The organism is Afipia sp. GW821-FHT14H12 (assembly GCF_058803465.1).
The window spans coordinates 360,356-373,047 of sequence record NZ_JBXAOZ010000002.1 but is presented as its reverse complement, the minus strand read 5'-3'; the positions used below and the strand labels follow the sequence as shown (position 1 = coordinate 373,047).

Below are 12,692 nucleotides of genomic sequence, written 5' to 3'. Positions count from 1 at the left end.
GAAGCCGCGTTACGTCCCGCCCTCGATGTCCTCGCGCAGGATTTCCAGCTCCAGCCATTGTTCCTCGGCGGCCGCGAGATCGGCATGGGCTTTTGTCATCGCGGCGGAGGCGGCATCGAAGGCCTTGCGGTCGCGTGTGAACAGCGTCGGGTCGTCCAACTGGGTTTGCAGTTTCGCGATCTCGGCCTGCAGCTTCGCCATCGTCTTCGGCAGTGTGTCCAGCGCGTGCTTGTCCTTGAAACTGAGGCGGCGTTTCGGAGCGGGCGCGGCGGCGGAAGGAGAAGCTTCCTTCGCGGCCTTTGCGGGCGCGGGCGTGCCCTTGACGGTCTTTTCCTTTAAGTCGCTGCCGCGCTGCGCCAGCATGTCGCTGTAGCCGCCAGCATACTCGACCCAGCGGCCTTGGCCTTCCGGTGCGATCACGGATGTGACGACGCGGTCGAGGAAGTCGCGGTCGTGGCTGATAAGCACCACCGTGCCCTCGTAATCGCCGAGCATGTCTTCCAGCACGTCCAGCGTTTCCAGATCGAGATCGTTGGTCGGCTCGTCGAGCACCAGAAGGTTCGAGGGCTTGGCCAGTGCGCGCGCCAGCATCAGGCGGCCGCGCTCGCCGCCGGACAGTGCCTCGAGCGGCGTGCGTGCCTGTTCCTGCGAAAACAGGAAGTCCTTCATGTAGCCGATGACGTGCTTCGGCTTGCCGCCGACCATGATGTGATCGCCGCGTCCGCCGGTCAGGGCTTCCGAGAGCGTCGATTTGGGATCGAGGCTTTCGCGATGCTGGTCGAGCGTCGCCATTTCGAGATTGACGCCGAGCCGCACCGTGCCGCTATCGGGCGGCTCCGCGCCGGTGAGAAGATTGATCAGCGTGGTCTTGCCCGCGCCGTTGGGGCCGACGATGCCGAGCCGGTCGCCGCGCGCGATGCGGGTAGAGAAATCGCTGACGATGGCGCGCTCGCCGAACGCCTTCGAGATGTGTTTCGCCTCGACCACGAGCTTGCCGGACACGTCGGATTCGGCCGCGGCGAGCGCCGCCTTGCCGGTCGCGCCGCGATAGTCGCGCCGCTGCTCGCGCAGCGCATGCAGGTTGCCGAGCCGCTTGACGTTGCGCTTGCGGCGGCCGGAGACGCCGTAACGCAGCCAGTGCTCTTCCATCACGATCTTGCGGTCGAGCTTGTGCTGATCGCGTTCTTCTTCCGCCAGCACCTCGTCGCGCCATTCCTCGAACGCATCGAAGCCTTTCTCGATGCGGCGCGTCTCACCGCGGTCGAGCCAGACGGTGGCGCGCGACAGATTGGCGAGGAAGCGGCGGTCGTGGCTGATGATGACGAGCGCGCTGCGGCGCGAGGCGAGTTCGCCTTCCAGCCATTCGATGGTGGTGAGGTCGAGATGGTTGGTCGGCTCGTCGAGCAGCAGGATGTCGGGCGAGGGCGCGAGTACGCGCGCCAGCGCGGCGCGGCGTGCTTCGCCGCCCGAGAGGTTCGCGGGGTTCTCCTCGCCGGTGAGGCCGAGCTGTTCGAGCAGATAGCGCGCCTGATAGGAATCGTCGCCGGGGTTAAGACCAGCTTCGACATAGGCCAGCGTCGTCGCGGCGCCGGAGAAGTCCGGCTCCTGCGGCAGGTAACGCACCGTCGCACCGGGTTGGACAAAACGTGTGCCGCGATCCGGTTCGATCAATCCGGCGACGATCTTGAGCAGCGTGGATTTGCCCGAGCCGTTGCGACCGATCAGGCAGACGCGGTCGCCCGCTTCGACGGCCAGTTCCACGCCGGTCAGAAGCGGCGTGCCGCCGAAGGTGAGAGCAATGTCCTTGAGCTGGATAAGGGGAGCCATGTGCCTCAGTCTGATGGTTGCGCGCGCAGAATGCGGCGGATGGCCTGATCGAGCGCCGAGAGAAAAGCAGAACGATCCTTCGGCGAGAAGCCGCGCGGGCCACCGGTGATCTCGCCGCTGGAACGCAAATCCGTCATCAAATTGCGCACGGCGAGCGTCATGCCGATTGACTCTTCCGTGAAGGCCTTGCCGTTCGGCGCGATAACGGACACGCCCGCCTTCACGCAACGGCTGGCGAGTGGAATGTCGGCGGTAATGACGACATCGTCTTTCGTCGCGCGTTCGGCGATCCAGTCGTCGGCTGCATCCATGCCGGACCCGGCGGCGATGCGCTCGATCATCGGATCGTCCGGCACGCGAATGAAATTCCCCGCGACGACGCTCACGGGCCAGTGGTGGCGCGCGGCGACACGGTAGATTTCATCCTTCACCGGACAGGCATCTGCGTCGATATAGATTCGCATATTGTTCGTTCGTTTAACGTCCTGCGTTTTGCGTTGCGATAACATGGCTCGCGCCGCCGCGAAAGCAGGCCCGCATTCCTTTGTTTTCAGGCGTTTTGGCGGGGCGGGAACAGGATGGTTGCGCGAGCCGCCTGCGCTGGTACATTTAATGACGAATGGTGTTTCGCGCCGCCTCGGCGCAGATTTGGATCTGCATGACGGAGCATGCACAGTCACGCGCCGCTGAACAGCGGAACGCGGATTTGCTGGCAGGCGAAGCGCAAGCAAGCCGTGCTCCCAGCGCGCCTGCCTATGCCGCGATCGATCTCGGCACAAACAATTGCAGATTGCTGATCGCGCGCCCGACCGGCGATGGCTTCCGTGTGGTCGATTCATTTTCGCGCATCATCAGGCTCGGCGAGGGGATCGTCTCCTCGGGCCGCATCAGCGATGCCGCGATCGAGCGCGCGGTTGGGGCGCTGTCGGTCTGCCGGGACAAGATGGATGCGCGGGGTGCCGTGCGCCGCCGCACCATCGCAACCGAGGCCTGTCGCGCGGCGGACAATTCCGATCTGTTCCTGTCCCGCATCAAGTCGGAAACCGGAATCGAGCTTGAGATTGTCGACCGCGAGACGGAATCGACATTCGCCGCGATCGGCTGTTCGCCGCTGCTCGACGATCGCGCGCGCGGCGCGATCCTGTTCGACATCGGCGGCGGCTCGACCGAAGTGGTGAAGCTGATGCGGCCCGACGGCCAGCCGGATGCGCCGCCGGTCAAAGGGCCGTGGATTTCGCTGCCGCTCGGTGTCGTCACGCTGGCGGAACATTTCGGCGGCATCGACGTGACGCGGGAGTCCTATGCGGCGATGATCGATGAAGTCGCCCAGCATCTCGCGCCGTTCGCCGCCGCGCATAACGGCGATCTCGCGGGCATGCATCTGCTCGGCACGTCCGGCACCGTGACCACGGTGGCGGGCGTCCATCTTGGCCTCGTGCGTTATGACCGCCGCAGGGTCGACGGGCTCTGGATGAAGGGCCACGACATCGAGGCGGCGGTCGAGAAGCTGATGACGATGACCTACCGCCAGCGCGCCGATAATGCCTGCATCGGTTCCGAGCGCGCCGACCTGGTGCTGGCGGGCTGCGCCATTCTCGACGCGATCCGCGCGGCGTTCCCGGTGCCGCGGCTGCGGGTCGCCGACCGGGGCCTGCGCGAGGGCATGCTGGTCGAAATGATGCGCGAAGACGGCTATATCCAGCCCGTGTAAGATCGCACACGGATACTCAAGCGATTCCTGCAAGGCTCAATTCATGGCGAAAGACACGACGGGGCGGCTGCACGTCACGGTGAAAAGCGGCGGCAAGCGCAAGCTGTCGTCCAAGCTGTGGCTGGAGCGCCAGCTCAATGACCCCTATGTCATGCAGGCCAAGCGCGACGGTTATCGCTCGCGCGCCGCCTACAAGCTGCGCGAGATGGATGACAAATACCATTTCCTGAAGCAGGGGCAGGCGGTGGTCGATCTCGGTGCGGCACCCGGCGGCTGGAGCCAGATCGCAGCGAAGCGCGTCGGCGCGGAAGCGGGCAAGGGCAAGGTCATTGCCATCGACCTTCTGGAGATGGGCGAAATTCCCGGCGTGACGTTCGCGCAACTCGATTTCCTTGCCGACGATGCTCCCGAGAAGTTGCGCGCAATACTGGGCGGTGGCGCCGATATCGTGATGTCCGACATGGCGGCCAACACCACCGGCCATCGCAAGACCGATCAGCTCCGCATCGTCGGTCTGGTCGAAAGCGCGGCCGCGTTCGCGGCCGAGGTGCTCAATCCCGGCGGCGTGTTTCTGGCGAAGGTGTTTCAGAGCGGGGCGGATGCCACGCTGCAGAACGAGTTGAAGCGCAATTTCGCCACCGTGCGCCACGTCAAGCCTGCGGCGAGCCGTCAGGATTCATCCGAGCGCTACGTGCTGGCGATGGGTTTTCGCGGCGGCGCCTGACGATCCGTCGATCCATCGCGGCCTGATCGCAGCCTCATCCCCCGATATCGTACATCATGTGGATGTCGTGCGTGATGTGGTGATTTGAAATCACGCGCGGGGTTCCGCTCGAGGTGTCGATAATATCCTCTCCGATCGCCGAGATGTGGCTGTAGGGGCTTTCGCACGAAGTCGAGAACAGCGAGCAGCCGAGGAAGAAGTTGACGCCCTTCCGGATGCCCAGGAGGTGCAGAAGCGTCGGAGCCAATGACAGGCTGTTGCCATTTCTGGCGTCGAGCTTCTGGCTCTTGACCCCTTCGCCGTAAATGATGAGCGGAATGCGATCGACGAACAGGTCGATATCCGTCCGGAAGCTCTTTTTGTAGGCGGGGCTGGGATAGGTAGCGTGATCGGCCGTGAGAACGATCACCGTGTCCTTGGCGGCGGGCGAAACTGAGAGCCAGTCGATAAATTTACCGAGCTGCTGATCGTAATTATAAAACTGGTTGTAAAGCTGATTGGAGCCGGTGCGGTATTCGGCATCGCAATTCGTCATCCCGAGATGTGTGCCACTCGGATAGACGCCGAGGAAGAACGGTTTTCCAGCCGACTGGAATCTGGCTGTCAGCGTTTGGAGCGCATCGAACGTCTGAAGGTCGGACATCATCGCGCTCGGTTCGTAGAAATCCTCGACGCCGAAAACCTTGTCGAAACCCATATCCGACAGCATGCGGTTCAATGTGCTGTCCGTCGGCGCCGATGTGAGGAAATACGTGCTGTATCCGGATGTGCCGAGGATATGTGGCAGCGAGACCAGTCGCCCGCCAAAGGCCTCGTCGACGTCCGACAGTTTCATCTCCTGTTCCATGCCGAATTTGGGATTTGGCAGGAAGGCATCCCTGTATTGATAGAACGATGTCAGTTGTCCGCGCAGCCCGCGATAAGTCGCTGCCGTGTGATTGAAGTAATTCTCGAAAGTGGTGCCTCGCGCCACGAGCTTGTCCATGTTCGGCGTCAGGTCGAGGCCGAGGTTGTTTTCTGTGTCGATCACCCGGCTGGACAGGCCTTCGGTAAAGATGACGATGACGTTCTTGCCCTTGAGCGAGAGCCCTCGGGTGTCGCCATCTGTCCAGTATGAGTCTTTCATGAATTTGGTGGCACGTGGATCCAGCTTCCGTTTTGGGAGGAAAGCGTATTCACGGTCAGCGGCCGCCACGCTTTTGGCGAAGCTGCCAAGGGGCGTGACCTGCAGGATGATTGTCGCCGCATACAGGATGGCCGCGGCAATCCTGGTCTTCGATCCGAAGCCGCTGGCGCGCGATGTGAAATAGAGCGCGAAATTAAAAAGATTTGAAAACACGAATGCCGTGGCGAGGACGGTCAGGGTCCTGGTTCCGAGCCACTGATATCCGTCGATATTTGCGATGACGAGAGAAGAGAGAAGGTGCCCCGTCAGGAGCACGCTTGCGCCTTGCAGCGAGAGCGCGATGCTCAACAGCAGAAAGAGCAGCCTCCATATCATGCGCGACGATGACAGGATGACGGCCAGGAGCGTGGCATCCAGCAGGATATGAAGCCACAGCGGCGCTGACTCAGCGCCGCGCGTGAAGATCAGGGCGATCGCCGCTGTCACCAGAGCGATAAAAACGCACCGGTAACGCAGGGCATGGCTTCGCCAGTTCGTCCGGTTATCCGAGCCGCTGGTCGCGCACATCGGCGGTGCTCTCGTTGGCGGCGGTATCGGCGGCCTTCGGGCCTTCCATCGCCTCGACCTTCTGGCCGGAAATCTGGTGCCCCGCGTTGGCGGGCAGGCGATAGAACGCCCAGAACGACGACACCGAGATCAGCGAGACCACAACAAACGCAGGCCAGAAATCGATGGCGGTGAGTTCGGCGGCCTGCCGGAAATGCTGCGTGGCTTCGACCGCGAACGCGCCGACCGCGACGCCCGCCGAAATCGCGAGTTGCTGGTTGACGCTGGCGAGCGTAGTGGCGCGGCTCATCTGCGGCGGCTCGATCTCCGCATAGGCGAGCGTGTTGATCGCAGTGAATTGCAGCGAGCGGAAGAAACCGCCGACGATCAGGACAATCATGATGAGCAACAGCGGCGTGCCGGGCATGAACAGCGCGCAGGCGGCGACGGACGCCGATGCGACGAACACGTTGAACAGGATAACGGGCCGAAAGCCGAAGGTGCGGATGATGCGCGCGGCGAACGTCTTCATGCCCATCGCGCCGATGGCGGAGGCGAACGTCACCATGCCGGACTGAAACGGCGACAGTCCGAATCCGAGCTGCATCAGCAGCGGCAGCAGGAACGGTAACGCGCCGATGCCCATGCGGAACAGGAAGCCGCCGCCAAGGCTGGCGCGCAGCGTCGGCAGTTGCAGCAGCGAGAAGTCGAGCACCGGCGAGGCCGTCTTGCGGGCATGGCGGATGTAGAACAGGCCCGAGACAGCGCCGCCCACGATCAATCCGACGACCAACTGCCAGGGCAGGAGATTCAATCCCGCGACCGATAACCCGAAGGCGAGACCGGCAACCGCAAGCCCGGCCAGCAGCAATCCCACAAGGTCGAACCGCTCGAGGCTGTCGCTGGGGATCGGGTCGATGAATCGGATGGCGAGGTAGATCCCGAGAAATCCGATCGGGATGTTGATCAGGAAAATCCAGTGCCACGAAAAATAGGTCGTGATGAAGCCGCCGAGCGGCGGCCCCATCACCGGGCCAAGCAGAGCGGGCACTGTGACCCACGCCATCGCATTGACGAGCGCGCTCTTTTCGATGGTCCGCAGCAGCACCAGGCGGCCGACCGGCATCATCATCGCGCCACCCATGCCCTGCAGGATGCGGGCATAGACGAAATCGGTCAGCGAGGATGAGATCGCGCAGCCGATCGAGCCGACCATGAAAACGGCGATCGCGCAGGCGAACACGTTGCGGGCGCCGAACCTGTCCGCCATCCAGCCGCTGCCGGGAATAAAGACCGCGAGCGAGAGCAGATACGATGTGATCGCGACCTTCAGCGCCAGCGGATTGGTGCCGATGTCGGTCGCAATCGCGGGGAGCGAGGTCGCGATCACCGTGGAGTCCATGTTCTCCATGAACAGCGCACAGGCGACGATCAGCGGAATCAGGCGTTCTTTCTGCATCGTCAGGTTGGTAGCAATGGCGGGAGGATCGGCAAAGCCCGGCCAGAGATGAAAAAGGGGCGAAAGTGGCCGGTCCCGTGGGTGAGGGCGGTCTGGCCGGGTCAACTCGCCGTGAGCGCAGCCGTTCCGGCGCAAGGGCGTGAGGGCGGTATGGCTGCTATCGCCGAAAAGCCTGTCAAAACCGCGAGAAAGGCTTTGAAATACGGGGTCGCCATGCTATCGACCACCGCCAATCCCATCGATGGGCTACGATTCGCGTGTGGTGCCGCAGCGCCGCCGGATCGTCGTACATCCTGAGATGTTATCGCGGCGAGGCCGCTGGAGGGAGTTGGCAATGGCGTCCATCAATCAGACAATCCGGGAAGCGTTCACCTTCGACGATGTGTTGTTGAAGCCCGGTCTGTCGGAGGTCATGCCTTCCGACGCCGATCTGCGGACCCATCTCACGCGCGCCGTTCCTCTCAATATCCCGATCATGGCGTCGGCCATGGATACCGTGACCGAGGCCCGCATGGCGATCGCGATGGCGCAATCGGGCGGCATCGGCGTCATCCATCGCAATTTCAATAGTCCCGAAGATCAGGCCGCGCAGGTGCGGCAGGTGAAGAAGTTCGAATCCGGCATGGTGGTCAATCCGCTGACCATTTCGCCTGACGCGCGGCTCGCCGACGCGCTGGCGATGATGAAGGACCACGGCTTCTCCGGCATCCCGGTGGTCACCGGCGGCAGCAACGGCCAGCCCGGCAAGCTTGTCGGTATCCTCACCAACCGCGACGTGCGCTTCGCCACCAACCCGGACCAGAAGATCTCCGAGTTGATGACCCACGAAAATCTCATCACCGTGCGCGAGGGCGGCGTCAACCAGACCGAAGCCAAGAAGCTCCTGCACCAGAACCGCATCGAGAAGCTGCTCGTCGTTGACGATCAGTACCGCTGCGTCGGCCTCATCACGGTGAAGGACATGGAGAAGGCGGTGGCCTATCCGCTGGCCTCCAAGGATGAGCAGGGCCGCCTGCGTGTTGCTGCCGCGACCACGGTGGGCGATGGCGGATTCGAGCGCACCGAACGGCTGATCGACGCGGGCGTCGATGTCGTCGTGGTGGATACCGCGCACGGCCATTCGCAGCGTGTGCTCGATGCGGTCAACCGCATCAAGCGGCTGTCGAACGCGGTGCAGGTGGTGGCGGGCAACGTCGCGACCAAGGAAGGCACCCAGGCGTTGATCGATTCCGGCGCGGACGCGATCAAGGTTGGCATCGGTCCGGGCTCGATCTGCACCACGCGCATCGTCGCGGGTGTCGGCGTGCCGCAGCTCACCGCGATCATGGATTCGGTCGAGGCGGCGAAGAAGGCGGGCATTCCGGTAATCGCCGACGGCGGCATCAAGTTCTCGGGCGATCTCGCCAAGGCGCTCGCCGCCGGTGCGGATGTCGCCATGGTCGGCTCGCTGCTCGCGGGCACCGACGAGACGCCGGGCGAGGTGTTCCTGTGGCAGGGACGTTCCTACAAGGCCTATCGTGGCATGGGCTCGGTCGGCGCGATGTCGCGCGGCTCGGCCGACCGCTACTTCCAGCAGGACATCAAGGACACGCTCAAGCTGGTGCCGGAAGGCATCGAAGGGCAGGTGCCATACAAGGGGCCGGTCGCCGGTGTCCTGCATCAGCTGGCCGGTGGCCTTCGCGCCGCGATGGGCTATGTCGGCGCCAAGACGCTGCAGGATTTCCACGCCAAGGCGGAATTCGTCCGCATCACCGGCGCGGGCTTGCGCGAAAGCCACGTCCACGATGTGACGATTACGCGCGAGAGCCCGAACTATCCCGGCGGAGCGTAGTTATTACGGCGAGCCCGCGTGCATTCCTGATTGGGATGCGCGCGGGCGATCCATACTTTGATATTTGGAGAACGCCGTATGATGTACCAAGGCATTTTGCTGCCGGTTTTCGTGCTCGTGGCCCTGACCTTCGGGGTGCTGTTCTGGACCGGACAGCGCCTCTCGCTCGCGGGCGGACCTGCACAGGGCTGGTTCAACTATCACCTCCACACTCTGTTCTATGTCGTTGTGGCGCTTGCATTGCCATTGCGACAGGCCGATCTGGTGATGGTGCTGCTGGCATGGGTTTTCGTGGTGCTGCAAATTCTCCATGCCGGTATTTTCATTCGCTCATCGGGCGAAGGTTCGCAGAGTTCCTCGCTCTTTATCGCAGGTGCACTGGTATTGCTGGCGATGTGGGTGTACTTCGCGCTACGCATCCTGTTTCCCACAATCACGTAACGACTGAAGGATAGTCATGACGCCCGCCGCACGGCTGTCCGCTGCCATTGAAGTTCTCGAAGCCATCGACACCAACCGCTCCCCGGCGCAAAGCGCGCTGAAGGAGTGGGGCACGGCGCACCGTTTCGCGGGCTCCGGCGATCGCGCTGCGATCCCCGGGCTGGTGTTCGACACACTGCGCCGCCGCGCGTCGGGTGCGTATGTGATGGACGAAGATACGCCGCGCGGCCGGCTGCTCGGCGCGCTGCGGCTGGAGCGCGGCCTCGACACCGATGCCATCGCGGCCCTGTGCAGTGGCGAGCGTTTCGCGCCCGCGCCGCTCTCGGAGGCGGAGCGCAGCGCATTGGACACGCGCACGCTCGACAATGCGCCACCGGACATCGCGGGTGATTATCCTGAATGGCTCGACTCGCATCTGGCGGAAGCCTTCGGCGATGATCGCGTCAGGGAAGCGGCGGCGATGGCGAGCCGCGCGCCGCTCGATCTGCGCGTCAACACGCTGCGCTCCAAGCCGGAGAAGGCGCTGGCCGCGTTGTCACATCTCGGCGCGCAGCCGACGCCGTGGTCGCCGCTCGGCCTGCGCATCGTGCTCGGGGCGGATGCGCGCAATCCCGGTGTCCATGCCGAGGAGGTTTTCATCAAGGGCGGTGTTGAAGTTCAGGATGAAGGATCGCAGCTTGCGGCCTTGTTCGCGCAGGCAAAACCGGGCGAGCAGGTAATCGATTTGTGTGCGGGGGCGGGTGGCAAGACGCTGGCGCTCGCGGCGATGATGCAGGGCAAGGGCCGCCTGATCGCGACCGACCGCGACAAGCGCCAGCTTGCGCCGATCCATGAGCGGCTGTCGCGCGCGGGAATTCATAACGCCGAAGTTCGGGGCCCTAAGGGAGCCGAGAATCCGCTCTCCGATATCAAGGCGACCGCTGACCTCGTGGTGGTGGATGCCCCCTGTACCGGTACCGGGACATGGCGGCGCAACCCGGACGCCAAGTGGCGGATGCGGCCCGGCGCGCTGGAGGTTCGGCTCAAGGATCAGGCGGAGGTGCTGGAGCGCGCCGCAGCGCTTGTGAAGCCCGGCGGGCGCATCGCCTACATTACTTGCTCCGTATTGCCGCAGGAGAACGGCGGCCAGATTGCAGCCTTTACGGCCCGCCACGGGGACTTCGCCGTGGTGCCGCCTGCCGAGGTCATTGGCGCGCTTGGGGACCGTGCCGGGGCTTTCGGGAAAGCCGTGCGCCAGTCGCCGCAGGGGCTGCTGATGACCCCGCTGCGGACCGGGACCGACGGGTTTTTCGTCTCGATCCTGCGCAAGGCCGGATAACGACACAGGCGGGGTGGCTTTGCCGCCAAAACCTGCCGATAAGGCCGGTTTTGCAGGCGTTCCGGGGTTGCGACTCCGTCCCCCCTCGCGTATCTCCCAGCCATGACAGCACACAGCCAGACCGGTGCCGCGACGCCTGATGTGGCGGCCGCGCACGAGAAGATTCTGATCGTCGATTTCGGCTCTCAGGTCACGCAACTGATCGCCCGCCGCGTCCGCGAGGACGGCGTCTATTCCGAGATCGTGCCGTTCCAGAAAGCCGAGGAAGCCTTCCAGGCGATGAAGCCGAAGGCCGTGATCCTGTCCGGCGGTCCGGCTTCGGTGCTGGATGAGGACGCTCCGTCCGCGCCGATGTCGATCTTCACCTCGGGCGTGCCGGTGCTCGGCATCTGCTACGGCGAACAGACCATGGCGCAGCAGCTCGGCGGTACGGTGGAAGCAGGGCACCATCGCGAATTCGGCCGCGCCGCGATCGAGATCACCGACGACTGCGCGCTGTTCGAGGGCGTGTGGAAGAAAGGCGAGAAGCACGACGTCTGGATGAGCCATGGCGACCGGGTGACGAAACTGCCTGAAGGTTTTCGCGGCGTGGCGAAGGCGGCGGGTTCGCCGATTTCCATCATCGCGGATGATGCGCGCAAATTCTATGCGATGCAGTTTCACCCCGAGGTGGTGCATACGCCGGATGGCGCCAAGCTGATCAAGAATTTCGTGCGCAAGGTTGCGGGGCTGAAAGGCGACTGGACCATGCGCGCCTTCCGCGAGGAAGCGATCGAGAAGATCCGCGCGCAGGTCGGCCAAGGCCGCGTGATCTGCGGTCTGTCCGGCGGCGTTGATTCAGCGGTGGCTGCCGTGCTGATCCATGAAGCGATTGGCGATCAGCTCACCTGCGTGTTCGTCGATCATGGCCTCTTACGCATGGCGGAAGCCGAGACGGTGGTCGATCTGTTCCGGCATCATTACAACATCCCGCTGGTGCATGTGGATGCTTCGAAGACTTTCTTGGGCGAGCTCGCGGGCGTCACCGATCCGGAAGCCAAGCGCAAGATCATCGGCAAGCTGTTCATCGACGTGTTCGATGAGGAAGCCAAAAAGATCGGCGGCGCGGATTTCCTCGCGCAGGGTACGCTCTATCCCGACGTGATCGAAAGCGTGTCGTTCACCGGCGGGCCTTCAGTGACGATCAAGTCGCATCACAATGTCGGCGGTCTGCCCGCGCGCATGAAGATGAAGCTGGTCGAGCCGTTGCGCGAATTGTTCAAGGACGAGGTGCGCGCGCTGGGCCGCGAACTCGGCCTGCCGGATGTGTTCGTTGGCCGTCACCCATTTCCGGGGCCGGGCCTCGCGATCCGTTGTCCGGGCGAAATCACGCCGGAGAAGCTCGACATCCTGCGGCAGGCGGATGCGATCTATATCGAGGAAATCCGCCGCGCGGGCTTGTACGACACCATCTGGCAGGCGTTCGCGGTGCTGCTGCCGGTGAAGACGGTTGGCGTGATGGGCGACGGGCGCACCTATGAATTCGTGGTCGGCCTGCGGGCGGTGACATCGACCGACGGCATGACGGCGGATTTCTATCCGTTCGACATGAAGTTCCTCGCCGAAACCGCGACCCGCATCATCAACGAGGTGAAGGGCGTCAACCGCGTCGTCTATGACGTGACTTCGAAGCCGCCCGGCACGATCGAGTGGGAGTAGGGCGAACCTCG

Annotated in this window: 10 protein-coding genes; 6 read left to right on the top strand and 4 right to left on the bottom strand. The window is 63.6% G+C overall.

Annotation, left to right across the window (positions count from 1 at the left end; translation table 11 throughout):
- Positions 1-9: 9 nt before the first annotated feature.
- Both AC1RNA_RS13325 and AC1RNA_RS13320 read right to left on the bottom strand, forming a co-directional pair.
- Complete coding sequence (locus AC1RNA_RS13325; RefSeq protein WP_492951413.1) at positions 10-1,827, bottom strand: ABC-F family ATP-binding cassette domain-containing protein; 1,818 nt, start codon at positions 1,825-1,827, stop codon at positions 10-12.
- A 5-nt stretch (positions 1,828-1,832) separates the two neighbouring features.
- Positions 1,833-2,291 (bottom strand): YaiI/YqxD family protein, encoded by a 459-nt coding sequence (locus AC1RNA_RS13320; RefSeq protein ID WP_492951412.1) that lies wholly within the window; start codon positions 2,289-2,291, stop codon positions 1,833-1,835.
- 194 nt (positions 2,292-2,485) lie between these two features.
- On the opposite strand from AC1RNA_RS13320, the gene AC1RNA_RS13315 reads away from it, so the two are divergent.
- Both AC1RNA_RS13315 and AC1RNA_RS13310 read left to right on the top strand, forming a co-directional pair.
- Positions 2,486-3,538, top strand: a complete 1,053-nt coding sequence (locus AC1RNA_RS13315; protein ID WP_009339215.1) for a Ppx/GppA phosphatase family protein — start codon at positions 2,486-2,488, stop codon at positions 3,536-3,538.
- A gap of 43 nt (positions 3,539-3,581) precedes the next feature.
- Positions 3,582-4,262, top strand: coding sequence for an RlmE family RNA methyltransferase (locus tag AC1RNA_RS13310; protein WP_492951411.1), 681 nt, complete (start codon positions 3,582-3,584; stop codon positions 4,260-4,262).
- 34 nt (positions 4,263-4,296) lie between these two features.
- On the opposite strand, the gene AC1RNA_RS13305 is transcribed toward AC1RNA_RS13310, so the two are convergent.
- Positions 4,297-5,955, bottom strand: coding sequence for an LTA synthase family protein (locus AC1RNA_RS13305; protein WP_492951410.1), 1,659 nt, complete (start codon positions 5,953-5,955; stop codon positions 4,297-4,299).
- Complete coding sequence (locus AC1RNA_RS13300) at positions 5,930-7,393, bottom strand: MFS transporter (RefSeq protein ID WP_492951409.1); 1,464 nt, start codon at positions 7,391-7,393, stop codon at positions 5,930-5,932. Before AC1RNA_RS13300 ends, AC1RNA_RS13305 begins: the two co-directional genes overlap by 26 nt.
- Positions 7,394-7,727: 334 nt before the next feature.
- Here AC1RNA_RS13300 and guaB point away from each other — a divergent pair, with 334 nt between their 5' ends.
- From guaB to guaA, 4 genes are all read left to right on the top strand, one after another.
- Entirely contained in the window at positions 7,728-9,224 is a 1,497-nt protein-coding gene (guaB, locus tag AC1RNA_RS13295) for an IMP dehydrogenase (protein WP_492951408.1), read from the top strand.
- 78 nt (positions 9,225-9,302) lie between these two features.
- Complete coding sequence (locus AC1RNA_RS13290; RefSeq protein WP_009339220.1) at positions 9,303-9,665, top strand: MAPEG family protein; 363 nt, start codon at positions 9,303-9,305, stop codon at positions 9,663-9,665.
- 16 nt (positions 9,666-9,681) lie between these two features.
- Positions 9,682-10,983: an RsmB/NOP family class I SAM-dependent RNA methyltransferase gene (locus AC1RNA_RS13285; protein WP_492951407.1), complete on the top strand. Its 1,302-nt coding sequence runs from the start codon at positions 9,682-9,684 to the stop codon at positions 10,981-10,983.
- Between the two features lie 102 nt (positions 10,984-11,085).
- On the top strand, positions 11,086-12,681 hold the full coding sequence (gene guaA, locus AC1RNA_RS13280; protein WP_492951406.1) for a glutamine-hydrolyzing GMP synthase: 1,596 nt from the start codon (positions 11,086-11,088) through the stop codon (positions 12,679-12,681).
- Positions 12,682-12,692: the final 11 nt, after the last annotated feature.